Source organism: Neobacillus sp. Soil_C_43, from assembly GCF_057656715.1.
On the sequence record NZ_JBDGJV010000028.1, the window covers coordinates 15,232 to 41,753 of the forward strand.

At 39.3% G+C, this 26,522-nt stretch carries 26 protein-coding genes; all 26 read right to left on the reverse strand.

Going from position 1 to position 26,522, the window contains the following annotated elements; all coding sequences use genetic code 11:
• Positions 1-135: 135 nt before the first annotated feature.
• Positions 136-2,604, reverse strand: a complete 2,469-nt coding sequence (gene spoIIE, locus AC3A54_RS24180) for a stage II sporulation protein E (protein ID WP_487656520.1) — start codon at positions 2,602-2,604, stop codon at positions 136-138.
• A 398-nt stretch (positions 2,605-3,002) separates the two neighbouring features.
• Positions 3,003-3,428, reverse strand: coding sequence for a S1 domain-containing RNA-binding protein (locus AC3A54_RS24185; RefSeq protein ID WP_308081611.1), 426 nt, complete (start codon positions 3,426-3,428; stop codon positions 3,003-3,005).
• A gap of 94 nt (positions 3,429-3,522) precedes the next feature.
• Entirely contained in the window at positions 3,523-3,906 is a 384-nt protein-coding gene (locus AC3A54_RS24190; protein ID WP_308081612.1) for an FtsB family cell division protein, read from the reverse strand.
• 13 nt (positions 3,907-3,919) lie between these two features.
• Positions 3,920-4,552, reverse strand: a complete 633-nt coding sequence (gene yabQ, locus AC3A54_RS24195; protein WP_335546503.1) for a spore cortex biosynthesis protein YabQ — start codon at positions 4,550-4,552, stop codon at positions 3,920-3,922.
• Complete coding sequence (gene yabP / locus AC3A54_RS24200; protein WP_308084278.1) at positions 4,549-4,851, reverse strand: sporulation protein YabP; 303 nt, start codon at positions 4,849-4,851, stop codon at positions 4,549-4,551. The genes yabQ and yabP overlap by 4 nt, the downstream gene beginning before the upstream one ends.
• Positions 4,852-4,927: 76 nt before the next feature.
• Positions 4,928-5,200 (reverse strand): RNA-binding S4 domain-containing protein, encoded by a 273-nt coding sequence (locus AC3A54_RS24205; protein ID WP_308081614.1) that lies wholly within the window; start codon positions 5,198-5,200, stop codon positions 4,928-4,930.
• Positions 5,201-5,217: 17 nt separating this feature from the next.
• Positions 5,218-6,684, reverse strand: coding sequence for a bifunctional methyltransferase/pyrophosphohydrolase YabN (gene yabN / locus AC3A54_RS24210; protein ID WP_487656521.1), 1,467 nt, complete (start codon positions 6,682-6,684; stop codon positions 5,218-5,220).
• Positions 6,668-8,329, reverse strand: coding sequence for a putative polysaccharide biosynthesis protein (locus AC3A54_RS24215; protein WP_487656522.1), 1,662 nt, complete (start codon positions 8,327-8,329; stop codon positions 6,668-6,670). The genes yabN and AC3A54_RS24215 overlap by 17 nt, the downstream gene beginning before the upstream one ends.
• A gap of 97 nt (positions 8,330-8,426) precedes the next feature.
• Positions 8,427-8,963, reverse strand: coding sequence for a stage V sporulation protein T (gene spoVT / locus AC3A54_RS24220; protein WP_335546509.1), 537 nt, complete (start codon positions 8,961-8,963; stop codon positions 8,427-8,429).
• A 157-nt stretch (positions 8,964-9,120) separates the two neighbouring features.
• Positions 9,121-12,657: a transcription-repair coupling factor gene (mfd, locus tag AC3A54_RS24225; protein WP_487656523.1), complete on the reverse strand. Its 3,537-nt coding sequence runs from the start codon at positions 12,655-12,657 to the stop codon at positions 9,121-9,123.
• A gap of 130 nt (positions 12,658-12,787) precedes the next feature.
• Entirely contained in the window at positions 12,788-13,018 is a 231-nt protein-coding gene (gene fin, locus AC3A54_RS24230; RefSeq protein WP_308081618.1) for an anti-sigma-F factor Fin, read from the reverse strand.
• A 141-nt stretch (positions 13,019-13,159) separates the two neighbouring features.
• Positions 13,160-13,720 carry an aminoacyl-tRNA hydrolase gene (gene pth, locus AC3A54_RS24235; RefSeq protein WP_487656533.1) on the reverse strand — a complete coding sequence of 187 codons (561 nt, stop codon included), beginning with the start codon at positions 13,718-13,720 and terminating at the stop codon, positions 13,160-13,162.
• A 138-nt stretch (positions 13,721-13,858) separates the two neighbouring features.
• Complete coding sequence (locus AC3A54_RS24240; protein ID WP_335546515.1) at positions 13,859-14,488, reverse strand: 50S ribosomal protein L25/general stress protein Ctc; 630 nt, start codon at positions 14,486-14,488, stop codon at positions 13,859-13,861.
• A 156-nt stretch (positions 14,489-14,644) separates the two neighbouring features.
• Positions 14,645-15,601 carry a ribose-phosphate diphosphokinase gene (locus AC3A54_RS24245; RefSeq protein WP_309857088.1) on the reverse strand — a complete coding sequence of 319 codons (957 nt, stop codon included), beginning with the start codon at positions 15,599-15,601 and terminating at the stop codon, positions 14,645-14,647.
• A gap of 23 nt (positions 15,602-15,624) precedes the next feature.
• Complete coding sequence (glmU, locus tag AC3A54_RS24250; RefSeq protein ID WP_335546518.1) at positions 15,625-16,998, reverse strand: bifunctional UDP-N-acetylglucosamine diphosphorylase/glucosamine-1-phosphate N-acetyltransferase GlmU; 1,374 nt, start codon at positions 16,996-16,998, stop codon at positions 15,625-15,627.
• 207 nt (positions 16,999-17,205) lie between these two features.
• Positions 17,206-17,496: a septation regulator SpoVG gene (spoVG, locus tag AC3A54_RS24255; RefSeq protein ID WP_007084183.1), complete on the reverse strand. Its 291-nt coding sequence runs from the start codon at positions 17,494-17,496 to the stop codon at positions 17,206-17,208.
• Between the two features lie 627 nt (positions 17,497-18,123).
• Positions 18,124-18,498 (reverse strand): 2-iminobutanoate/2-iminopropanoate deaminase, encoded by a 375-nt coding sequence (gene ridA / locus AC3A54_RS24260; RefSeq protein WP_335546521.1) that lies wholly within the window; start codon positions 18,496-18,498, stop codon positions 18,124-18,126.
• A gap of 1 nt (position 18,499) precedes the next feature.
• Complete coding sequence (gene purR / locus AC3A54_RS24265; protein ID WP_308081623.1) at positions 18,500-19,327, reverse strand: pur operon repressor; 828 nt, start codon at positions 19,325-19,327, stop codon at positions 18,500-18,502.
• A 54-nt stretch (positions 19,328-19,381) separates the two neighbouring features.
• Positions 19,382-20,251, reverse strand: a complete 870-nt coding sequence (gene ispE, locus AC3A54_RS24270; RefSeq protein WP_335546523.1) for a 4-(cytidine 5'-diphospho)-2-C-methyl-D-erythritol kinase — start codon at positions 20,249-20,251, stop codon at positions 19,382-19,384.
• Positions 20,252-20,516: 265 nt separating this feature from the next.
• Positions 20,517-20,702, reverse strand: coding sequence for a small, acid-soluble spore protein, alpha/beta type (locus AC3A54_RS24275; RefSeq protein WP_335546524.1), 186 nt, complete (start codon positions 20,700-20,702; stop codon positions 20,517-20,519).
• Between the two features lie 155 nt (positions 20,703-20,857).
• Positions 20,858-21,121, reverse strand: a complete 264-nt coding sequence (gene veg / locus AC3A54_RS24280; protein WP_307282979.1) for a biofilm formation stimulator Veg — start codon at positions 21,119-21,121, stop codon at positions 20,858-20,860.
• Positions 21,122-21,356: 235 nt separating this feature from the next.
• Positions 21,357-22,244: a sporulation peptidase YabG gene (gene yabG / locus AC3A54_RS24285; RefSeq protein WP_308081626.1), complete on the reverse strand. Its 888-nt coding sequence runs from the start codon at positions 22,242-22,244 to the stop codon at positions 21,357-21,359.
• A 114-nt stretch (positions 22,245-22,358) separates the two neighbouring features.
• Positions 22,359-23,237, reverse strand: a complete 879-nt coding sequence (gene rsmA / locus AC3A54_RS24290; RefSeq protein ID WP_335546528.1) for a 16S rRNA (adenine(1518)-N(6)/adenine(1519)-N(6))-dimethyltransferase RsmA — start codon at positions 23,235-23,237, stop codon at positions 22,359-22,361.
• Positions 23,230-23,793, reverse strand: a complete 564-nt coding sequence (rnmV, locus tag AC3A54_RS24295) for a ribonuclease M5 (RefSeq protein ID WP_487656524.1) — start codon at positions 23,791-23,793, stop codon at positions 23,230-23,232. Before rnmV ends, rsmA begins: the two co-directional genes overlap by 8 nt.
• Positions 23,794-24,002: 209 nt before the next feature.
• The gene (locus AC3A54_RS24300) at positions 24,003-25,184 is read right to left on the reverse strand and encodes a ubiquitin-like domain-containing protein (protein WP_487656525.1); all 1,182 of its coding nucleotides are present in this window, start codon (positions 25,182-25,184) and stop codon (positions 24,003-24,005) included.
• 236 nt (positions 25,185-25,420) lie between these two features.
• Positions 25,421-26,188 carry a TatD family hydrolase gene (locus tag AC3A54_RS24305; protein ID WP_335546534.1) on the reverse strand — a complete coding sequence of 256 codons (768 nt, stop codon included), beginning with the start codon at positions 26,186-26,188 and terminating at the stop codon, positions 25,421-25,423.
• Between the last annotated feature and the right edge of the window lie 334 nt (positions 26,189-26,522).

Sequence of the window (26,522 nt, forward strand, 5' to 3'; positions counted from 1 at the left end):
GCCTCCTCGGCGAAAAGCGCCTGCGGAGCTCCCCTGAACCTTACTCCCACAGGAGTCTTCGTGCCTTCCGCTCCAATCAACCGGGTGTCAAAAATCAACCATGACCTTTAACACAACATATTACTTAAACATTTCCTATGCATTTTTTTTGTAGACAGGGATTGATGCCCATTTTGGTGTGTTATGTTTTATTTTTGCAACCGTAACTGTCATATCATCTTCGATTAGCCCTGACCTTGATCGAATGACCTCCTCCATGATTAAGTCAGCAACTTCTTGCGGGTCATCTGTCTGTAATTCTTGTACTTTTCTCTTCATCCATAAATCATAATTCTCTACATGCTTCGGCCCTTCAAACACTCCGTCACTCATCATAATTAGTAAGTCTCCGGCCTTAAGCTGCTCACTGACCACATCCACATCAAACTCTTGAAGAATTCCCATCGGCAAATTGCTTGCCTGAATTTTTATAATCTTATTTCCCCTCTTAATAAAGCTTGGTGTAGATCCAATCTTCAAGAACTTCGCCGAGGCATCTTTAAGGTCAATCATCGCTAAATCCAAGGTTGAAAATATTTCATCTGTTGTTCGAAGGGAAAGTATCGAATTGACCGATTTAATTGCTACCTTTTCTTCAATTCCAGATTGGAGAATTTTTTGTAGTAACAGCAGTGTTTCTTTACTCTCATAATGAGCTCTTTCGCCATTTCCCATTCCATCACTGATGGCAATGGCATACTTGCCTAAACCTAGTTCAATCGTTGAATAGCTGTCCCCCGATACCAATCCACCATCCTTAGCAGCATGTGCCACTCCTGTCTCAACCGTATAGGCTTTTGATGAACGAAACGTTACGTGACAGAATCCACTCGGATAGGATGCACATTCCTCCTTATTCACTACAATTGTTTCCCCCAGAATATCTGATAACATTGGTGCAATTAATTTTTCGCACTCACCATGCCCATTACAAAATGGGACAGACATCTCAATATCTACATTCCCTTGTTCAAGGCTATAAATTTCTACTTGTTCGATGTGGATACCGAAGTCCTGGAGTGCTTCCATAATTAACTCTTCCTGCTTATGATGATTTTCCCTTTCCCTTTGGATTTCTTTTGCAAAGTTCTCCATTACTTCAGACACACCTAACAATTGGTCGGCAACCAGCTTACGACTTTCCTGGACTTGTTTCTTTAATCTTTGATTAGCTTGAAAGAAAGTTAATTCCTGACCAATTGTTTCGAATACTTTTTTCGAACGTGTGCAATGCTTGTCCCACTCTCTTGATAATCTTGGAGAGACATTCCCATCATTCTGATCCATTTCATGAATAATTTCTTCCATGTAAGCATAGGTTGTATTAAAATTCTTCGCCCAGCATTGTTCCTTTTTAAAACAAGTTTGACAGGTTCTTTCTGTTACATTGCTCATAAAGTAATCCATTTCCCTGTCATTTTCATTATCATCCGGCTGAACTTCCATTTTGGAAAAGCTCTTTGATAAGGCATGAAATACACTGGAAAATTGCGACACCCTTTGTGCCGTTACATCCCGCATTTTCCTCATATATTTTTGCTGTTCAGCTGTATATTCTGGCGTACCAGGAATATACTTGGCTAATTTAGAAGTGAAAACTTGGGGTGTTATGAAGAATAAGAAAATAGCCGCCGTCGATTCTAATACCGTTAAAAGGATGGACCCTCCTCCCTCCCCATACATACCAATTAATAGAGTGGAAATCATTAGCCCTGCGGATACACCTATTTTTTTTCCTTCTTTTAACAGGCCGCCCAACACACCTGAAAATGCAAGCAAGCTCATATGATAGAAGCTTGATACACTTGCAAGACTAAAAATCAAGCCTGTTACGACACCAACCGTCGAGCCAACCGTGGCCCCTGCAATAAAGGAAAACACTAATACCAAATATCTCGACATAATATGCTCAATCGACAAATCATACACCTTCCAGCCAATTGTTCCCGTCATAATGGAAGCCAGCATAATGATTAAGCACACAATTTCTTCTGTTTTTAATAGTTGTCTACGTTTATTTAAGGTTAATAGAGGAATGCTTTGTAAAAAAATGAGTGTCAAAATAAATGAAAGACTAGCTTGTACACCTACCATCATTAAGTCATACACAGTTAGTTGTTTAGTTAAGATGAATGCTTCTGCTAGTTTTCCTAACCCTAAAATAATCCCGACAAAGAAGGGCATGGCTTTCATTTCGTTTGTCAGCCATTTTCTGCTGATTCGAAAAACAGCGAGAAAGAGAATGGTGACTATAAAGGTAAAAGCGGCATTCCCTAACGAGATAGTAGCTGCCCCTACAGTCAGTCCGATAAGGGCAAGCGGTGCCCGATCCCTTTTAATTAAGTACACAGAAGCAAAGAAGGGAAGACAGAATGGGGTTAACTTCGCCAATATTAAAGCTCGGCCAAGTAAAAAGCCGACGATTAGTAAGAGGAAACCCTTTTTTATAAAAAAGGACTCGAGCATGAATTGAACTTTCTTCAGTCCCCTCCCTACATCCCATTTTGACGAATGAAGGTTGACTTCTCTGATTGGTTCTATGAAACTTGCATTTGTCTTTTCCATAAATCACACTCCCTATTCTTTCATCGTTCAGATAATTATAAAATTAATAGGGTTAGAAGTTTGTCAAAATAGTGAATGAATGAAAATAATCGTTCGACGGTATTTCCTATATTCAAGCAAATTACATCATAAAGACAAAAAGCGGAAGCGCCTCGTTCAGCCCCGACAGGCAAATGTTCTTCGGTGGGAAAAGTCCGCCTTTTGACTTTTCTCGCCGAAGGTTATTTAACCCGAGGGGCTAGGCGCTGGAGCTAGATTCAGATAACTATTCCAATAGTCCATACTAGTATCATTTATTAATTTCTTAATATAACAAAAAAGACAAGTCGTTTGACTTGTCTTTGATTTATCATTATCGGCGATATTTACCTGATCGATTATATAAATAAGCAGCAAAGTTAGCCCCGTTTAGCTCCTCTTCCTCCACGCTTGGATTCCGTGTGCCGTTTTAAGGAAGTTAAACGATCCTCACTCTCTTTTAAGAACTTCGCCATTTTCGTTTCAAAATTCTCAGGTCTAGCATTATTCCGATCATTTGCTCTACCCTGACGAGGACGTTGTGATTGGGATCTTTGTTGCGGCTCTGGTCTATCTTTTGCTTTTTTTATAGATAGGCCAATTTTTCCGTCTTTCTCAACATTAAGAACTTTTACCTCAACTTGGTCGCCTACTTTTAGATGATCGTTAATATCTTTCACATAATTATCAGCAACCTCACTGATGTGTACAAGTCCTGTTGAGCCTTCTGGCAGCTCCACAAATGCACCGAACTTTGTAATCCCTGTTACCTTTCCTTGTAACTTGCTGCCTACTTCAATTGACATAAAAAGAATGTTCCTCCTTAAAAATATAAAAAATCAATCTTACTCTATATTATACAAAAAGGAAAAAATCAGTGTCAATAAGTCACCAGATTGGCTAATTTTCTTTCTTATCTTCAGGAATATTAAAAATGATTTCATTTTTTTCTGAGAAAAAATATTCTTTTCTGGCTAATTTCGCAATGTAATCATCGTCATTTAATTTGACGATATCCTCTTTAAGGATGTCCTGCTTTTTTTTCAAATCCGCTAGCTGATGATCTAGCTGCTTCTTTTGTGCTATTTTCGCTTCGAGTTTAGCAGATTGGGAAATAGTACTGGAAATCATGAAGTATGATAGTAAACTGGCAAGAACGATAAAAATTGATAGTCGTCTGATCAACAGTTTTCTTTTCCTCGCTGAGGCGATTTCTGCATATTCTTGTTGTTGCACATAGGTTGACTGGATTCTTGATACATTTCGTTTCGGTTCCGCTCCCATTTCCCGTCCCTCCTTACTCTTTTCTTTTCTTCCACTTATTTATGAATGTATTAATATAATTCTTGATTTCCTTAAAATTTCCTGCCGTTTTATTATATAACTTCTCGACGCTTTTTTTAATACCTTTCGGCAAAAGTTTCCAAAAAAGTAATAGAATTTTTTGCACTGGAAAGATAATGATTTTAAGAATAAATAATACAACTTTAAAAATAAATTTGACAAGGGTGAAAATGCCCCTGCCAAATGCAATAATAATGGCAATAACTAGCTGAATCAGGCCAAGGACAGGTTTATAGATGAGTAGTCTGAAGGTTTTTTTCAAAAAGTTAATAGTTGCAATAACCGTCTGAATAATTACCTCCAGCAACTTTAAATAGATCCCTTTAAACAAGCTTTGATAGGCGGCAAATCCACATAGAAGTGCGATAAAGATATAAAAACGCAATTCTCCATCATTCACCATAAATAACGTATAAAAAATGAGCAATGCCTGGATAATCCAAAATAATAAATCATTTATAAAGACAATCCATTGCTTCCTTTTCGGCCGATTCAAAAACCGCTGATACGTATCAAACATGGCGCCAAACACAGACCCCATTCCAATCATCGAAAGCATGGTTAGAAATTGCGTAGAAAGAGTCATCGAAACAACTTGCTAAAGAACCCTTTAGCCTTCTCCCCATGCTGTTCGTCCAGGTAGACTAAATCAAAAATTTTCCCTTTAATTGAAACAATGCCCTTCTCGACATCAAGATTCTTCATTTGCAGGTTTTGCCCTTTAATAGCTAAAAAACCCATCGATGTTTCTAACAGAAATTCCTCATTATCAAAGCTTTCTACTTGTTTAACGCCCGTAATATCAAGGAGTTTTCTCCCTCTCATAACGACATCATGATCAGGAACACTACTCTTCGATGGATTGCTTTCATAATATTGACTCATCATTCATCCCTCACAATCATTTGTACAACCCTTTGTACATTTCTATGTGACAAATGAATGAATTAGAACATTTGAATTAGAAGCTCTCCGTAGAACCAAGTCTCTCTTCTTTTATAATCGTATACATCTCCGCTGCGTCTTCTTTCCGCGTTGTATCTTGGATTCGATCAATTCGGGCGGTAACTACACGCTGTCCAAGACGAATCGTTAATTCGTCACCAACTTTTACAGTTGAGCTTGCTTTTGCTTCCTTCCCATTAATCTCAATTCTCCCTTGATCAGATACTTCTTTTGCTAAAGTCCTTCTCTTAATTAATCGAGATACTTTTAAAAATTTATCTAAACGCATATTTGAATCCTCCTCAGTTATAATCCTTTTTCTTTTGCATCGTCCCAATACTTGTCGAGCTGTTCAAGCGTGTGCTCCTCAAAATCTCTGCCGCTCTCCTTCACTCTCTCTTCAACGTATTGAAAACGGCGAATAAACTTTTCGTTCGTTTCAAAAAGAGCTTCTTCCGGGTGTATGTTTAAAAATCGAGCTACGTTAACAAAGGCAAACAATAAATCTCCAAATTCCTTTTTTGCCAGCTCTAATCCATCATCCGTTCCATCTAATTCCTGGATAAATTCATCTAGCTCTTCTTTCACTTTCTCTAAAGCAGGTGTAATTTCCTGCCAATCAAACCCTACTTTTGCCGCTTTCTTTTGTAATTCATAGGCTCTTAATAAATTCGGCTGGGACTTTGACACTCCCTCTAATAAGGAAGCTGAGACCTTCCCCTTTTCCTGTTCCTTGATTTCCTGCCAATTTTGAACTACTTCTTCTGCATTTTCAGCTTTCGCGTTCCCGAACACATGAGGATGGCGGCGAATCATTTTAGCTGATAGCCCCTCAATCACGTCATCAACCGAGAAATATCCATCATCCTCACCAATCTGGGCATGAAGCATTACCTGCAGCAAGACATCGCCTAGTTCTTCAATTAAATGATCAATGTCACCACTATCAATGGCCTCAATGACTTCATAGGTTTCTTCAATTAAATATCTTTTTAATGATTCATGTGTTTGTTTCTTATCCCAAGGGCAGCCATCTGGTCCTCTTAAAATAGCAATAATTTCTCTTAGCTTAGAGAAATTCTTATAGAGAATCTCTTCTTCCACGACAGGTGGTACATAGACGGAAGTGAGGTTATTGATAGATACATTTCGGTCAAGCTCATAGAGTGGTACTTTTTCAATAACCTCCTGTTTACTGCCTGCTGCTGTAACAATAAACACCTCGTAATCATCCGGCAGTTTTTCCATTAAAGTTAATTTTACATTGGAAGCAATAAATTGGTCGTACACCTGGCTGATAAAAATGTGCTGCTCTAATTGCAGTTGACCCACATGTAATGCATTTCCATCAAGCAATTGAAATCCTTCAACTGGATCAATTTTTAAGGAAGCAAACAAGGCATCAATAAAACTCTGACCTCCGCCAATGCTTATTTCAACCTGGTTCTCCGGTCCATATTGTAAAAGAAGCTGAACCGTCCGTTCGGCAACAAGCGGATGCCCGGGCACAGCATAGACAACGGTCTCATGTTCCGCTTTTTGCAATAACGACTGCACAATCTCCTCATATACCGCTTCAAACTGATCGTGTTTTTCATAGACCGAATCAAAGGAGGAGTATGTCATTCCTTCTTTTTCTAACTCCTGCACAACGGGATGCTCTTTGGTCCTTAAAAATAAATGACTTGAACCCAATAATTTTTTATATACCCCCATCGGAAGCTGTTCTAAATCTCCTGCTCCCAATCCAAGTACTTCAATTTTTTTCGCCATGTTTATCTCTATCCCTTCGCGCTAAAAAATGTATTAACCTGCTACCCAATGGAAATAACGTCAGTTCTTGCTCAAGGAATACCCCACCTCTAAGGATGATGACCAAAAAGATAATCCCTCCAAAAAAGACTGCACTTAGGGACTGCATGGCTGCTCCTATTCTCTCTAGGTGAAAATCATCCATAAATATATCTGTACCCCATATGTATCCTTTTAAAAATACAACCATAGCTGTTGTTGCCCATAGGACAGTCGCTAAAGAGCGAAATGAGGCAAGGCGAGCTGAGAACATTTTCTTTAGTTTTAATAAAAGTACTATTGTAACAAAAGCCAAGGTAATAATGGTAGAAATGGCCGCTCCCTTGGTGCCACACCAGGGAACCAGCAACATGTTTAAGCCATATTTAATGGGAAACGAGACGGTTACGGCTAATGCCGGGAACACCAGACTGCCTAGCCCCTGCATGATGGCAATAATGGTTAATATAATCGATGTAAAAAGAATAACAAATCCTAATATACCTAATTCGGTGGAACCAAGGTCATTCTCAAACAACATGATGTTTGTTGGTCTTATAATGGCCCATAGTCCCGCTGAGGCACCGAGGCCAATAACAATACTGACCTTTAACGCCAGTTGGACTTTATCCGTTAAATTGCTTTGTTTCTCTGACAATCTCTCACGGGTAATAAGCGGAACAAGGGTTAAAGACAACGATGTCGCTGCAACTGTTCCTAATTGAATGAGTGGCTGACCACGGTCAAATATACCCTTCAAGCTTTTGGCCATATCTTTTTCCATTCCATTTATCGTTAATAATGAGTATAAGTTCAATGAGTCCGCTAATTGAATGAAGATCAGCAGCATGCCGCTTAAACAAATCATTAAGCCTTGAAAAGTGAGTGCTTTGAAAATTCCCTTTATTTCTACAGCAAAGGTTCGAAACATCCCTCTTGATGGAGCAATCCATTTCCATTCTTTACGAATCCATAGAAACATAAACAAAATAATGCTAGAAACCATGCTTCCCGTAATAGATCCAAACATCGCCCCACCGCCAACAAGGTAAGGCGAATATCCCTTCTGCATAAACAGATAGGACAGCAAAAGAATCGTCAACACCCGAATGGTTTGCTCTCCCACTTGCGACAGAGCAGTCGGAACCATATCACCAATTCCTTGATAGTATCCTCTTAGTATTGAGACAAAAGGGAAGGTTAGATAAACAATAGAAACGACCCTCAATAATATGGCTAAATGCGGATCGTTCATCCAAAGAGCTATAATATCTGCCCCGAAGTAAAGAATCAGGAAACAAATAAAACCGAATAGTTGTAAATATATAAATGAGGTAAAAAGAAGAAGTCGAGACTTATCAACGTTCCCTTTTTCTCTCTGCTCTGCGTATAGCTTAGATATGACAACTGGGAAGCCTGTTGTAGATAGGACAATAGCTATCCCGTAGATTGGATAGACTTGTTGATATATGTAAAAGCCAATATCTCCGACAATGTTTTGAAAAGGAATACGGTAAAAAGCACTGAGGATTTTCACCACTAGTGCTGCAATGGTTAGAATGAACGCTCCTCTAAACAATGCCTTTGATTGATTGGCAGACTTCGTTGAATACATTGCTTCACCCACTAATAATAAACTCCAAAGTATTATAGCATATGAAGGCCTGATATTAGTTTAAATAAAAAAGACAGCGGGTGGCTGCCTTTTTTGTTATGAAAGAATTTTATGACTCCATCTGTCGAGCTAAGAACCCTGCAGCTGTTTCAACTGCTTTTTGTTCTACTTCGCCAAGGGTACCTTCTCTAGAGAAGATAATGACAGCTCCAATTGGATCTCCATTAGCAATAATTGGTCCAATGGTATAGGAAGCGACGGCTTCATCATTTCCATCAGAGAGTGCAATGTCACCCTGCTGCGTATGTAGAACTGAGTTCCGTTCTTCCATCGTCTTTTCTACTAAATCACTTATATTCTTATTTAAATACTCTTTTTTAGACCCGCCAGCGACAGCAATATACGTATCTCTATCACAAATTAATACAGGATTACCGAGGCTATCAAATAGGGCTTCTGCATATTCTTTGGCAAAATCGCTTAACTCGCTGATTGGTGAATATTTTTTTAAAATGACTTCCCCGTCACGATCCACAAAAATCTCTAACGGATCCCCTTCACGGATACGCAAAGTTCTGCGTATTTCTTTGGGAATAACAACACGACCCAAATCATCGATTCGACGAACTATTCCAGTTGCTTTCATCCAATGTTGCCTCACTTTCATCTGATGATTATTCAACTTGGTAATGATAATCTTCCTTTAATTGAAATCATCACCAACTTTGAACTTAGTATCTTTCATCTGGAAAGTTCTATACACATTAGACATATAATTTTCACATTTTCACATATACAGGAAATTAGTTCACAGGATTTTCTTGGGCTCTTTTAGCCTTTGAGATTCCTTTTACCATCTCACCAACGATATGGAGCCATTGCTGTGTCTGATACTCTTTCGTTTTTATCATTATTTTTAACCTAGGTCCCTCCATGCCAGGGGTCACATTTCGGCCAAATTGACTGCCGATATGGAAAATTTTACTACCATCAACACTTTGGGTAACTTGCTCATTAATAAGGATTGTTACCTCTTGTTTCGCTTGTTTAATTTGTTCCACTCCATTTAATAGTGCATAAACCTTTATTTCGGCAACTTGGAAAAGGAAAGCTACTTCTTCTGGATACTCGCCAAAGCGGTCAATGATTTCTGCTTGTAGTTCTTCAATCTCTTCAAGCGAATCGGCACCCCTAAACCGTTTATACATCTCGATTTTCTGGTGTCCGTCCTTAATATAAGTATCCGGAATATACGCATCAATCTCAAGGTCAATTTCAACCGACTTTTTCACTTCTGCCCCCAGATCTCCCTTGCGTTCTTCAATCGCTTCTTTAAGCATTTGTGAATAGAGGTCAAAACCAACCGAATCAATAAAGCCATGCTGTTGGGAACCTAATAGATTACCCGCTCCCCGAATGGATAAATCTCTCATGGCAATCTTAAAACCAGAGCCTAATTCGGTAAATTCCTTAATGGCCTGTAATCGTTTTTCAGCTACTTCCGTTAAAACCTTATCTTTTCGGTAAGTGAAATAAGCATAAGCGACACGGTTTGATCTTCCTACTCGACCTCGAAGCTGATAAAGTTGAGAAAGCCCCATTCGATCGGCGTCAAAGACAATTAAGGTATTTACATTCGGAATATCTACCCCGGTTTCGATGATGGTTGTACTGACAAGCACATCAAATTCGCCCGCGAGAAAGCTGAGCATCACAGACTCCAACTCATTTTCTGTCATTTGTCCATGAGCATAGGTGACACGTGCATCCGGGACAAGCATCGATATTTCTTCTGCTTTACGTTCGATATCTTCTACTCTGTTATATAAGAAGAATACTTGTCCGTCCCTCGCAAGCTCCCGCTCGATTGCCTCCCGTACTAATGAACCATTATATTCCATTACATACGTTTGCACCGGAAAACGATTTTCAGGCGGCGTTTCAATAACCGATAGGTCCCGAACCCCAAGCATTGACATATGAAGTGTTCTTGGGATTGGAGTGGCTGTTAAGGTTAATACATCAACATTGGTTTTTAACTTTTTAATCTTTTCCTTATGTGTCACTCCGAATCGTTGTTCTTCATCAATAATTAATAGTCCTAAATCACGATAGACAATATCCTTTGAGAGCAACCGGTGGGTACCCACTACAATATCAACTGTTCCAGCTTTTAAGCCTTTAAGCGTTTCTGTTTGTTGTTTTTTGGAGCGGAATCGACTTAACAGTCCGATATTGATTGGATAGTCTTGAAACCTCTCTCGTAGGGTTTCATGATGCTGCTGCGCCAAAATCGTTGTTGGCACAAGAAACGCGACCTGCTTTCCATCCGCTATTGCCTTAAAGGCTGCACGAATAGCCACTTCTGTTTTTCCATATCCAACGTCACCGCAAAGCAGGCGATCCATCGGACGCGCTCGTTCCATATCCTTTTTAATCTCATGGATGGAACGAAGCTGATCATCCGTTTCCTGATAGGCAAAAGAAGTCTCAAATTCCCTCTGCATATCTCCATCCGGTGAAAAAGCATAGCCTACTGCTGCCTCGCGTTCTGCATATAGCTTGATTAAATCATCGGCAATATCTTGGACGGATGATTCAACCTTCTTCTTCACCTTTTTCCAATCGCTTCCGCCCAGTTTATAGACCTTAGGCTCTTTGCCTTCTGACCCTACGTATTTTTGGACAAGATCAATTTGTTCTACAGGCACATACAGTTTATCTGTCCCATGGTATCGAATGTGTAGGTAATCTTTATGGATTCCGTTGATTACCAGTGTTTCAATGCCTAAGTATTTTCCAATCCCGTGATTGACGTGGACCACATAATCGCCAATTTTAAGCTCTGAGTAACTTTTAATTCGTTCCGCATTGGATAGTTTTTGGCGGCTGACCGACTTCTTCACCCGTTTATTGAATAACTCTTCTTCCGTGATGATGGCAATTTTTTGAATGGACAGCTCAAACCCCGAATGGAGGTTTCCTTTCATAATTTGCACTTTTCCTGGCAAAAGCTGCTGGTTTCCCTTAACAATGCTGCCCTCAATTTCATAATCCTCTAGGACACGCTCTAATTTTTTTACCCGTTCTTCATCTGGGCCTAAAAAAAGAATAGAATAATTACCCTTCTTCCATCGATCAATTTCTGCCTTTAATAAATGCATTTGTCCATGGAAGTTTTGCATTTGTTTACATGAAACATTAATAATATTTTGCGGGCTGGTATTAGCCACATGCCGTAAAAATAAGGACATATAAACGACAGGAAATTCCTTCTTTTGCAGCATGGCCTGCAAGTCATGAGAAATGTGGAGGTCATGGATAATCTGACCTTCTGCAAGCAACCCGGTATACCATTCCGCTTCCTCTTTTACCAATGAATCGTTCATCTCTTGGACTCGGCTTATTTCATCAATAAACACTAGACCATTGGATGGAAGATAGTCTAGTAAACTAGCAGGCTTTTCGTAGGCTAAGGATAGGTACTTATACACCTGGTCTGGCTTTTGTCTATTTTTTAATAGTTCTAATTCATAGCTAATATTTTGCGAAAGCTGAATTTTTGCCTTATCATCTTTTAATTTCCTAAGACTTTTCGCTAACCCGGTCTCTAATTGATTGCTCATCCGGCTATAATTCTCATCTTCTAACAGAATTTCAGTGGCAGGTCCGATCATAATCTTTTTTACTTTTTCTTTTGAACGCTGATCTTCAAGAGAAAAATAGCGGATGGAATCAATTTCCGTATCGAATAATTCAATTCGCAGCGGGTTGGCTTCTGTAAGAGGATAGATATCGATGATTCCGCCCCTTACACTAAATTCGCCTGGCGTTGTGACCATTTCAGCACGAATGTAGCCCATTTGGACAAAGGTATTTAATAGATAATCTATATCGATGTCTTCCCCTAATTTTAGCGAGAGCTGATATTGTTTCCACTGTGACTTAGGAGGAACGGTTTTTTTCAGACCGGCTATCGGGACAATTAAAATCCCTTTATTATTTTTACTCCAATGGTTTAATGCCTCTATTCTTTGGGCCTTCAATTCCGGACTCGCAATACTTAGCTCGGCGGCAATTAATTCATTGGCTGGAAAAAGAAATACTTCCTTGTCACTTAGTAGATTAACAATATCATCATAGAGTTTTTGTGCTTGTAATAGATTATGGGTTACAAGCATAATTGGCCTCTGCATTTGTTCGTAAATTGAAGCGGTTAATACTGTTCTTGAGGAACCTGATAAGCCTGCGACCAGTTGTTCCCTTAATCCTTCTTCCACACCGGCAATCACCGAGTGGACATCTTCTTGTTTAAGGAACAGTGACTTTAAACCATCCAAGGTTTCTCCTCCCTTCCAACATATATACAAATGACCCAAAATGGGTTCTTTATATTCGAATTTAAATATAATTAACATTTTAATAGTAGAAAATTAAAAATAGAAAAATGCTTTGGATATGATTCCAAAGCTAGTGAATAAGGAAATCGTATTGGTGGTAATCTGGATTCCGTTCTAAAGCTTCCTGACAGTCTTCACAAATAGCTGAGATGTGAATATCGCCGGATGAGTCATACGCAACCATTTCCTGTCTTTCCTGTTCTGTCAGTTTATGAAGACCAAGGGTTTCGCTGTGTATCGATGCTTTTTCAATGGAACCAAGCTTTGTACCACAATGACGACAATGATAATGAATGGCCACGCCTGTCCCTCCCTAATCTATGATTCCTTAGTAGTATGTACCTGTTGGGAGGAACTTATTCAATTAGATGAACGGTCAAGAGATTTGCTTCCATTTCTGTCTTTTTCAATCATATGAAAATATGGCTTGTTACATGAACAATTATTGATTATATTCATTCATTACTTGTAAAAATGGTTTCTCCAACCAAGTTTCACATGCAGCTACACTCTTTTTAACGGCCTCTTGGGTTAATGGTCTCTCCTCACTACGAAAGTGTCCTAAAACATAATCTGGCACGCTCATTCCTGGAGAAGGACGGTCAATACCTATTCTGATTCGATTAAATTGCTGTGTACCAAGATGTGCCACTGTTGATTTAATTCCATTATGTCCACCAGGGCTTCCTTTTTGACGGAGCCTAACTTTTCCGACTGGAAGATCAAGATCATCATAAATAATTAATAAATCTTCCAAATCTATTTGGTAATAATCCATAACAGCTCGAATGGATTCACCTGATAAATTCATATATGTAAGTGGTTTTAATAATAATACTTTTTCCCCTTTATATACACCCATTCCGTACAGTCCTTTAAATTTAGACTGTGTGAGCGGGATGGAAAATTGATGCGATAGTTCATCAATTACCTCAAAGCCAATATTATGTCTCGTTTGATCATATTGTTTTCCCGGGTTACCTAAACCAACGATACATTTCATCTTACCCACCTCTTCCGGTTCAGCCAACCTTTTAAATAGTTTTCGAAACATGGTTTTCTCCCATTGTTCATTTATTTATGCGGCAAAAGACGTAACCACAGGTTGGTTACGTCTTTTACTCTTAAATTAAAAGCTGATTTATTCTGGAGTTGTTTCTCGTCCCTCTTCATTAGCTGGATGTCCTTCTTCTTGCTGTTCACCAGAGTTAATTTCCTCTTCCTGTCTTGGAGGTAGGATGGAAGCGACTACTTCATCGTCCTCATGGTTGATTGTAAATCCACCAGCTGAAGGAATATCACCGACCAATACGGTTTCTCCTACTTGCAAGTTCGTAATATCAACTTCTATTTGCTGTGGAATATTATCAGGGGTAGAAGTAATAGATAACTGGTGAACCGGCTGCTGCAAGACACCGCCATCTTTTACTCCTGCTGCCTCACCAACAAGAACAAGTCTCACATCAACATGAATCTTAGATGATTTATCGACGGCTAAGAAATCAACATGAATAATTTCTTTTTTGATAAAATCGCTTTGGACATCGGTAAGGACCACATCCTGTTTATTTCCTTCCACATCAAGAGAAATGACGCCATTTCTACCTACAGAGCGGATGGTTTTTGTTAAATCAGCTGAACTTATCATTACTGGCTTACTGTCAACTTTTGCCCCATATATAACAGCAGGGATGTTTCCATTCTCTCTAATTTGCTTTAATGCAGAATGACGGAGTTCCTTCCGTTCCTTTGCTTGTAATACAGTACTCATACGTTTAGTCCCCTTCCTATTCATATCTGTCTATATAAAAATGCCCTAAAATCGGAAGGTCTAAACATTTTTTTGTATTCTTACAAGGTCGAAATTCTGGCTGTATTAAAGCAGGAGCAGGACCAGACTGCTATGCCAGGTCCTGTTAAAGGACTATTAATCAAACAATGTGCTTACAGACTGCTCTTCGTGTACACGAATAATGGCTTCACCAATTAATGGCGCAACCGATAGGTTAATAATTTTACTGCTCTTCTTCTCTTCTGGAAGAGCTATAGAGTTAGTCACAACTAATTCTTTTATTTTTGAGTTTTCAATTCTTTCAATTGCCGGTCCTGACAACACAGGATGTGTACAGCAAGCATAAACCTCTGCTGCACCATTCTCAACTAACGCATTAGCAGCAAGTGTAATTGTTCCTGCTGTATCAATAATATCATCAATCAAAATGGCAACTTTTCCTTCTATGTTACCGACAATATTCATGACTTCTGCGACGTTTGGTCTTGGACGGCGTTTATCAATGATCGCTATTGGAGCTTTTAAGCGTTCAGCCATTTTTCTTGCTCTAGTTACACCGCCATGGTCTGGAGAAACAATAACGATGTCACCACTTAGATCTTTTGTCTTAAAGTATTCTGATAAAATCGGTACACCCATTAAGTGATCAATCGGAATATCAAAGAATCCTTGAATTTGAGGTGCATGTAAATCCAGGCAGATTACACGAGTTGCACCAGCAGTCTCAACAAGGTTTGCAAATAGTTTTGCTGTAATTGGTTCACGTGCACGTGCTTTACGATCTTGACGGGCATAACCATAGTACGGCATTACAATATTAATCGTTTTAGCAGACGCTCTCTTGAGGGCATCGATCATGATTAATAATTCCATGATATTTTCATTCACAGGTGAACTAGTTGACTGAATGACATACACATCACAGCCACGAATACTTTCTTCAATATTTATTTGAATTTCACCGTCACTGAATCTAGTTACAGAGCTCTTCCCTAATTCAACTCCGATAACTTTTGCTATTTCTCTCGCAAGTGGAACATTAGAATTTAAGCTAAATACCTTTAAGTTCGGATCTAAATATTGATTTGACATGATGGCCCTCCAATTATCATTGCTTATTTCTTTACATTAAGCTTTTGAACATAATTTTCTTTATTCACTTGTTGTGCACGGGCAATAGATAAGGCTTCACCTGGTACATCTTTTGTAATGGTTGAACCGGCAGCCACGTATGCACCCTTGCCAATTGTGACAGGGGCAACTAGATTTGAGTTGCAGCCGATGAAGACTCCATCTTCAATTTTTGTTAAATATTTATTTTTACCATCATAATTGACTGTAATGGAACCACAGCCAAGGTTTACATCACTTCCTACTTCCGCATCACCAATATAGCTTAAATGAGAAGCTTTGCTTCCTTTTCCGAAAACGGCCTTCTTGATCTCCACGAAGTTTCCGATTTTCACTTCATCCTCAATATTTGAATCCGGTCTAATATGTGCAAACGGACCAATATTAACGTGTGAACCAATTGAGCTTTTATGTGCTACTGATTGGCGAATAACTGTCTCATTTCCAATTTCACAAGAATCAATTTCTGAATTTGGACCAATATGACATTCAGAACCGATGATTGTGTTGCCTTTAATAATGGTTCCTGGATAGATGACAGTATCCTGTCCGATTTCAACTTCTGTCTCAATGTATGTGTTAGCAGGATCAATAATCGTAACACCATTACGCATATGAACAATATTTGTCCGATTGCGCATAATTCTCTCCGCTTCGGCTAGAGCTACACGATCATTTACACCTAATGTTTCTTCAAATTCATTCGTTTGGAAGGCAGTCACTACCTCCCCTTGCTTTTTAAGAATTTCAATGACATCTGGTAAGTAATACTCCCCTTGAACATTGTCATTGGACACACTTCTTAATGCTTCGAACAATGCTCGATTGTCAAAACAGTATGTGCCTGTGTTAATTTCATTTATTTCACGTTCTGCTTCTGTAGCATCTTTATGCTCAACAATTTTTTCAACTAAGCCTTCTTCATTCCGTATGATTCGACCGTATCCAGTTGGGTTATCTATTTTTGCTGTGAGGATTGTAGCCTTAGCAGATAATTCTTCATGCTGTTTAAAAATTGACTCCATCGTTTCGGCTGTTATTAACGGCGTATCACCGCAAACGACGATTGTTACACCCTCTTTACCCTCAAGCATACTACTTGCCTGCATCACTGCATGTGCAGTACCAAGCTGTTGCTCCTGTAAGGCGTAAAGACTGCTGTCACCTAACTGTGATTGCACCATTTCTGCTCCATGGCCAATAATTGTGACCATTTCTTGAACATTTAGTTTCATGATCTGGTCAACGACATGTTGTACCATTGGTTTGCCGCATACTGGGTGTAAAACTTTATAAAGCTTTGATTTCATCCGCGTACCTTGCCCTGCGGCTAAAATCACAGCATAACGATTAGACATGGACAGTCCTCCAATTTACCTTTTTATCCATTAAAAATATTAACGTAAATTGGCTCTGTTTTCAAGGAATGAACGGTATGTGTCTAATTTCATAATATTAAGTTTTTTGTTTAAGGAGGAGAAATTTTGGTAGGGGATTATAAATAGACATTAATAGGCAATAAAAAAGAGCCTTACTCAGAAGAAAGGCCCTAGTTGCTAAAATCCTTAGGAAGCTCCGGCTTCTTCAAATTCTACTTCCATTTCACCTAAACGGTGGTACTCAGCCAAAACAGCTTCTTGGATTTTACCGCGTGTTCCTGAATTGATTGGATGCGCAATGTCACGAAATTCTCCATCTGGAGTACGTTTACTTGGCATAGCTACAAATAAACCGTTGTTTCCGTCGATAACGCGGATGTCATGAACAACAAATTCATTGTCCAATGTGATCGATGCAATCGCTCTCATTCTTCCATCCGTGTTAACCCGGCGTAATCTTACGTCAGTTACTTCCATGTGCTCACACCCTTTTCTTTGTATAAAAAGCTAGTTTAATAAATTCAACAATTATTTTCATTTTCCTTCTTTAAATAAAAAAATTTTTTGAAAATTTAGGGCAAAATAGTGAACATTTGTAAAAAATGGCTACTTATATCCTGTTTTTAACCCATAAAAAGGCTCTGTTAAAATTTATCTGTCGATTTCCGCTCCAATTTACAGGGTATAAAAATTAACTTTCGGTTTATCAAAAAAATCACTTTCCACGAACATTAGAAACCTTCTCGAATCTCGATAACCTAATTTTTATACAAAAAGCCAGGCGTTTAGCCTGGCTCAAGTATCCTCCTATAAATTTATGTGTTGATCACCTCTTGAAGTACCTTAATAATTTCCTTTTTTATATGATTTTCTTTCTTTCTCGTCATTTTCGATGATTTACTCGTCAATAACCCCATTTTACTCGCCAATTACTAAACTACACCCACTCTTCCAGAAAAACACCACAATTATCAAGATTTTGGTGGAGCTGAATTATATACTTTCTTATCTTTTAGGCTCTGTTAAACTTGCCTGCTGATTTCCGCTCCACTCAACAGGATATCAAAAATGTTCTTTAACACAGTCAAAAAAAAAAGCGCTCGATTATTTTACGAGCGCAATTACTTCGATTTCTACTAATACATCTTTAGGAAGACGAGCCACTTCTACACAAGAACGTGCAGGTTTATGCGTGCTGAAATACTCACCATATACTTCGTTAATAGCCGCAAAATCATCCATACTTTTAATAAATACTGTAGCTTTTACTACCGTTTCAAAAGAGGCACCTGCTTCTGTTAGGACAGCCTGTAAATTTTTAAACACCTGGTGTGTCTGTTCTTTCACATCACCGGTTACTAAATCCCCTTCAGCAGTCAACGGGATTTGGCCAGAGCTATAAAAAAGATTATTTACGATTATACCTTGCGAATAAGGACCGATTGCCGCTGGTGCTTGATTAGTTTGGACTGTTCTCATTTTAACTCCTCCATATCGAAAAATAATTTCCTGCTTCTACTTTTATCTTTTTCCCTTTTACATCAACATCTGAGAGCTGCACGAGTGAGATATACTCATCTACTAAGCGCTCTTGCATTTTTTCAGCCTCTACTAACACAGCAATTCCAGCTAAATGAGCATTAAATTCCTCTAGCATACTGATCATACCCATTACGGTACCGCCAGCCTTCATAAAATCGTCGACAATAAGTACGCGGGAATTCTGCTTCATGCTTCTCTTAGAAAGAACCATAGTTTGTATTCTTTTGGCTGATCCAGAGACATAATTGATGCTAACTGTTGGCCCTTCCGTTACCTTACTATCCCTTCTCACGATAACAACAGGGACATTTAATTGACTGGCAACAGCGTAAGCAAGGGGAATTCCTTTGGTTGCTACTGTCATGACCACGTCAATTTTTGCATCTGCATAGGCAGATGCTATAATCCGTCCGGCCTTTTGCACAACCTGAGGGTCGCCTAAAATATCGGTTAAATATAAATACCCTCCAGGCAGAAGTCTTTCGGGATTTGCAATTAAGGTACATAATTCATTGACAAAAGGCTCCGCCTCTTCTTTACTGACTTTGACAAAGAATTTTACACCGCCCGAAGCACCAGGAACGGTTTGCAATGTCCCTATTCCTCTTTGCTCAAAGGTTTCCTTCACAATCGCTAGGTCCTCACTTATGGAAGACTTTGCTGACGCATAACGTTCTGCGAAAAAAGTGAGTGGAACAAGCTGACGAGGATGGTCGAGTAAATAATTTGTCATATCAATCAAACGTTCACTGCGTCGAAATTTCATAAAGAACCCCCAAAACCCGTATATTCTACTTAAAGAATATATTATTGTACGTCTCTAATCAAGCGTGTGTCGCTCACCCAACAAGCGGACAGCAAAGACCTGATCACAGAATCCTCTTAATCCGTTATAGATTCGGTGCATACGGGAATCATGTTGCACAATCCCAAATACAGTTGGACCACTTCCGCTCATTAAGACAGCATCTGCTCCGAAGCGCTTCATTTGATCCTTTATCTGGGCAACTTCAGGGTGAAGGTTTAACGTAACCTCCTCTAAGACATTCCCCATATTACTGCATACCTTTTGATAATCATGCTGGTTAATGGCCTCAATCATTCCTTGAATATCAGGGTGCTTCATTCCATTAACATCTAGTCTTCTGTATACTTCAGCTGTTGAAACACCAATAAACGGTTTCGCTAGAATAACCCAGCAAGTTGGTGGGGCAGGAAGCTCGGTAATCATTTCTCCTCTACCCTTTGCTAAAGCCGTTCCACCATATACACAAAAAGAAACATCCGATCCAATTTCTGAGCCCAGCTCAGCTAATTCATCTAAGGTCAAACCAAGATCCCAAAGCTTATTTAAGCCTCTTAAGGTGGCAGCAGCATCACTGCTTCCTCCTGCAAGTCCTGCAGCAACTGGAATCGTTTTTTCAATCGTAATGACAACACCCTTTTTTACCTGAAAGCGGTCCTTTAAAAGCTGTGCAGCTTGATAAGCTAAGTTACGCTGGTCATCAGGTACATAACGATTATGAGATTGAATATGTATTTTATCTTGATTTAATAAGGTGAGTTCCACCCGATCAGCCAAATCGATGGTAGTCATTATCATTTCTACTTCATGATAGCCATCCGGACGTTTATGTAAAACATCTAATGCTAAATTGATTTTGGCCGGTGCTTTTACTAAAAGCTTCACTACGTCCACCTACTTCTATATTATCCACCCCTAAGCGAGTTATTTGCATACGGGCGCTTTCCGAAAAATCCACATTTTGTCCTATTTTACCACAAAAAGATAAATGTAAGACGTCAGTTATCATATATCTTAATAAATTTAATATTTTATCACTAATTTCTCTTAATTTGGAAACAAAATATATGTAAAAACCAGAGGGCATAGCCCCCTGGCAGCTGTGGGACAGATTTTGTTTAAACGAAATTCTTACTCACCTTTTTAAGGATTAAGAATGTGAACCTCGATTGACCATTTGTTGCTGGGCAAGTTCCACGGCCCGCTTCACCATATTCCCTGCGTCCTTGGACTTAATACCGCCCCAACCTTCTTTTTGAACCACATCATAAAAACCAAGCTCTTTTGCAAGCTCTACTTTCAGTCGATCGGACATAATTCCTCTTCTCCTGGCCATCTAAACAACCCCCTTCAGCCCACAGCATTATTAGTATGGGATAAAAGAGAATGATTAAATCGGAATCACAAGAGTTCCTGGAGCCAAACCTAGTGTAATCTAAAGACAGCAAAAAGCAGTAAACTTTAAGTTTACTGCCACTCATTGCTTATATACTAACTTAAAGCTACATGTCCTGTTGTTTCATCGTAGAATGTAATTTGAACTGTTTCCGTTAAGACATCCGCATAGCTGTATGAAACACGCTCGAATGAATTTTCATCTTGGTCAAGTTCAATAACAAAAACAGATGGGTAAGTTTCAGCTAAAACACCGGAACGTTCAATCGTCTTTCTACGTCCTCCATTTGCCTTTAGCAGTAACCTTTTCCCTAAGTTTGTGTCGAGAGCCTTTTTAATATCGGCTAAGGTTTTTGGCATTCGGTCCACCTCACTGTGTAAAGTATAACACACTGACATAGTTCTGTCAAACAAAAACATAAATTATATCAGTCCAACAAAATGATTGTCAATCCTTTTTCTTCTACTTTTTCTCTAAAATTTCAACATTCCTATCGTTACCGTATTGGACGTGGATTATGTATCACACATAAAAAAATAAGCCCATTAGAATAATGGGGCAGTACTTATTAGTACTTCCGCTTCTCTAATAAGCTTATTCTTCTTCTTCCTCGTGGTGTGGCCTGTAGGGCATTCCCGTACGTAATACCCCTTTTGTTTCAATTCCTCCAAGCCCCTTTTCACCAGTTAGTGTATTCCTTAGAACATCCCAAACATTTATTCTCTCCATAAAGGGTGTAAAGCTTATTTTAGCAACAATATAAACGGGGTCTAATGCATGAATATTGATCCTGGATGGTGAGCTGGCAAAGTTCGCTCCTGCATGAATGAGGGATTCAAAGTGAGATTGGCAGGCTCCAGCAAAAATAACAAGTTGATCTAAATGAGGAATCTTTTTTCTAGCTTCTCTAACTGTTTGAACGAAATGTTTGGAATGTCGGTAAGCATTAATATCTGTTATCTTTCCCTTTGCCTTTGAATACGCATCGTGACCGGTGATAACGAGAATATCAGGACGATAATAATCAATTAATTCACCAATTCTCTCAGGCATTTCCTTTTCATTGCAATGTATTCCAAGCACAGGTATTCCAATCTTTTCGTATAAAGTCATGCATTTTTTTAAATACGCAGGATCTCCATCTAAATGGAGGACCTTCCCTGGGATTTGAAAGTAATTGCTCGGCTTCACATATCCCCCAGTAGCCTCATATTCTTGCCTTTGCCTTAACAGATCTACATCCTGTTCAAACAGTTTTAATGATTGTTCCTCGAGCGTTCTATATTCTTGTTCCAGTTTCACTCTTTCATTTTGGTCAATACTGACTAAATCAGTGAAAGGTGAATCTGCGATCAGACGAAAATCCTCACCATAAAGGATAGCAACTTTTTGGCCGTTTATATGTTGAATATCAATAACGCGAAATAGAATATCACAGTTATATGATTTTCTACCGACAATATCCATTATTTTTATATTCACTGCCGTCACTCCAATAAGACCAGCAAAAGGGCCTTTTCTAGATAGTTTCTCTTCCTTAGGCTATGCTAAGTGCATTGTCCTGGTGAAAAAGAAAAAGACCCTTTTATAAGAGTCTTAATGGAAGTATGGATATAGTTGATCACTTAACATACCAAATTCCTCTAAGGAAAGCGTCTCCCCTCTTCTAGTTGGTTCAACCCCGCTCGCCGATAAAGCAGCAAGAATTTCTTCCTTCTTCTGTTTCCCTTCAGGAAGCTGACTAGTTAAATTATTAAGAATGGTTTTTCTCCTCTGCGCAAAACTCGCTTTTGTCACTTGGAAAAAGAAGCCCTCATCCTTCACACTAACAGCAGGCTGATTTCGCTTAGTTAACCGGATAACAGCTGAATCTACATTTGGCTGTGGAACAAAAACAGTTTTAGGTACGATCATTACCGTCTCAGCTTCTGTGTAATATTGTATGGCAATGGAAAGAGAACCATATTCCTTTGTACCAGGCTTGGCAGAAATTCGATCAGCCACTTCTTTTTGAAGCATACAAACAATTCCACGGATGGGCAGGTGCTCCTCTAGAAGTTTCATGATAATGGGTGTGGTTACGTAATAAGGCAAATTAGCTACCACCATTACATCCTCTATGCCTTGGAATTCCTCCTCCATCATGCTTTGCACATTCGCCTCTAGCACGTCTTTATGAATAACCTTGACATTAGCGTATGGCGACAAAGTATCATTTAAAATGGGTAATAAGCGTTGGTCAATTTCAAAAGCCACGACCTTCTTACTCGAGCGGGCAAGTTGTTCGGTTAATGCCCCGATTCCCGGACCAATTTCAATAGCGCCGGAATTCTCATTCAAATCAGCGAAGCTAACAATTTTTTTTAAAATATTGGTATCAATCAAGAAATTTTGACCCAGGCTTTTCTTAAATGAAAAACCGTATTTCTCTAAGATAGCCCTTGTTCTCACAGGGGTTGCGATATCTTTATTCATATTCTTCCTCCCGATGCTGGACAACTCTTATTGCTTCAGCAAATTCCTGTTTGCTAATTTGGAACATCATTAAGCGTTTATGCAGTTGTTTTCCATTTGTATAGCCTATCTTTAAAATCTCTCCCATCAGCATTCTTCTCTCTTTGGCGCCTTCTCCACCAATTAGACCAGCTGTTAGAAGATCTTCCTGTGTAATGACCTCTGAAGGTGTCTCCCTTAAAATTTGGGCCTCCTTCAATGCTTCTCTAATCGCTTCTGGGCTGGCGTGCTCAACTCCAATACCCTTTCCACCCTTTGCAAGCGCAGCTGCCTTTGTCAAAAAGGCATGTTTACAGCCAGGGACACTTTCTGCAATGGTCTTTCTAATCTTCTCACCTGGAAAATCAGGGTCAGTAAAAATGATGACCCCTCTTGTCCCCTGTGCACGTCTTACTTTTTCAATAGTCACTTGATTGACAGCTGAACCATTCGTTTCAATTGTATCGGCATCAACCGCTCGTTTAATGGCAGTGGTATCATCTTTCCCTTCTACCACAATGATTTCTTTGATCTTCATAATAAAAGCCAATTCCTTCGTAATAAAATTAAGAAAAAATGAAAAAAATTTGAAACAATTCTGTAATGTCCATCGTCTATATTATTGAACAGATTCATACACTAAAGTAAAGAAATAAAGAAAAAATGATAAAGTATGTATCGATGTAAGTATAAAGAAAAACTCGAAAAAAGCAAAATGCAGAGGAAGGACCCTCTGCACAGAATAAACTACTGTAAAATTTTAATTTTTACTTTCTTGCGTCCCCATCGATAGCAATCCTGGTTAGAGGGCATGAATACATCAATTTTGTATCCTTTTATTGCCCCACCTGTGTCAGCAGCTACTGCATAGCCATAGCCTTCCACATACACCTTTGTTCCTAGCGGGATGATTCTAGGGTCCACAGCAATAATTTTCATGTTCGGATTAGCCCGCAAATTGAGACCTGTTGCCGTACGACCGGAACAACCATTACAATTAGCAGTATACGCAGTTGAAGTTACATAAAACTCTTTACCCGTTTCTACTGCGCCACGGGAAACCTGTAAAGCCAGATCCTTCGTTCCGACAGCCACAATTTTATCTTTTTTCTCTTTTAGATTTTGCTCGCTTACTAGTTTCCTAGCTACCTCTTTGCCGTTTTCCAGTACAACTTCGTACTTTCTTGACACGAGGCCATGCATTCCTGCACTTAGGACCTTCTCTTTACCTTTTTCTAGACTTTCATCCTTTTTCGTAACCACGGCAAATTGAACTGGTTCTTCCACTACATCGGTGACTTTTTCTACTCGAATGACGTTAACTACACCATTCTTTGAGATGGTTTCTGTTAATGACGGTTCAACTCGGTCAAATTCATTTAGTATAATTCCCTGTTGTGTTAAAAAGTCAGCGACCGTAGCCGAAGTGGTCCAAACTTGTTGTTCTTTACCGCCGTCCACATATGTAAGATGAAAAGCAATTTTTATATCTATATTCATCTTATCTTTTATTGCCGTTTGTGGTTTTGGTGAAACTTGATCATGTCCGTTTAATGCAATTTTCTGCTCTTTTAAGAGCTCAGCCACCGTTTGGGCTGTAGTCCAGATCGTTTTCTTCTCGTTGTCTTTGACAATGTGAACCTTGTTTGCTTGCTTCCAAACGACTTTAAGGTGGTCCTTCACCTTAGTGTTTGCCTTTGGATACAAGTAGTCTTGTGAGCGAAGCGATACATCCATTTCATCTAATAATTCATCGATTGTATCAGCATGTGTGTTCACGACCATCTCTTTGCCATTTAGTGTTATCGCTACTGTATTCTTCGATCCTTCAAAAAACAGAACTCCGAAAGTAGTTAGCAATACTACGAAACTAGCAAAAATAATGACCCATGACCTTCCACTCAAAGACTTGGGAAACAGGTTTTTCATGTTTTGGAATACGATGAAAAACGCCTCCTTTTCTTGGAGAGATTATGGAAAACCTATTGTCGGCGGTCAATCCCTGCATCACCTGTGAAGGTATTTCTAATTATGCACAAAACTGGAATCTTTGCAAAGAAAAACTTCTCGACACGTTTATCCTATGTAGAAAAGGAGACATGTAGAACTTTTTGTTATCAGAAAAAATTAAGACAAGCTTCCGGTCTCTTCGACAAATTCCCTTATCATTTTATGGCGAATACTTTTTTAGCATTTCGTGTCGTTGCATCCGCTACTTCTTCAAATGTCAACTCCTTTATTTCGGCAATTTCTTCGGCAACTAGCTTCACATATCCCGGTTCATTGCGCTTTCCTCGATATGGATGTGGTGCTAAATATGGACAATCTGTTTCTATCAACAGTTTATCTAAAGGGATTTCCGCTGCAACTTCCTTTGGTTTTTTTGCATTTTTAAAGGTAACAGGGCCGCCAAGCGAAATGTAGAAATTCATTTTCACACATTCCTTTGCTACTTCTGCACTTCCGCTGAAGCAATGCATGATTCCTCCTACTTCTTCTGCCCCCTCTTCCTTTAAAATATCAACGATATCTGCAGTTGCCTCTCGATTGTGAATCACAATGGGTAGCTTCACTTTTTTAGCCAGCCTGATTTGTTTACGAAAGACCTCTTTTTGAATATCTTTAGGAGACTTGTCCCAATGATAATCCAAGCCCATTTCGCCAATGGCCACTACCTTTCGATGTGAAGCTAATTCCTCAATCCACAGTAAATCCTCATCTGTCATATCAATGGCATCAACGGGATGCCAGCCCACGCAGGCATACAAAAACTCATATTGTTCCACTAATTCCATTGCTCTTGTAATCGTTGGACGGTCAAACCCGACAACCACCATATTGGTAACTCCCGCTTCCTGTGCCCTAGCAATTACTTCCTCTAAGTCTTCATTATATTGATCAGCGTTTAAGTGTACATGTGTGTCGAATAGCATATCTTTTCTCCTTTTTTCTGCAATACTTTCTATTTTTCTAATAAGGCTCTGTTAACCTTGCCTGTTGATTTCCGCTCCAGGCACAAGCGGTTCGTGGGTGTTTCGGCGAGCCTCCTCGGCGAAAAGCGCCTGCGGGGTCTCCCCTGAACCATACTCCCACAGGAGTCTTCGTGCCTTCCGCTCCAATCAACAGGTTGTAAAAATCAGCACTGTTCTTTAACACAGCCTTTAATAAAAAGACAAAATTTAGCGAATATTGTTTCACGTGAAACATAGAAAAGCGGAAGCGCCTTGGGCAGTCCCGACAGGCACATGTTCTTCGGCAAAAAAAGTC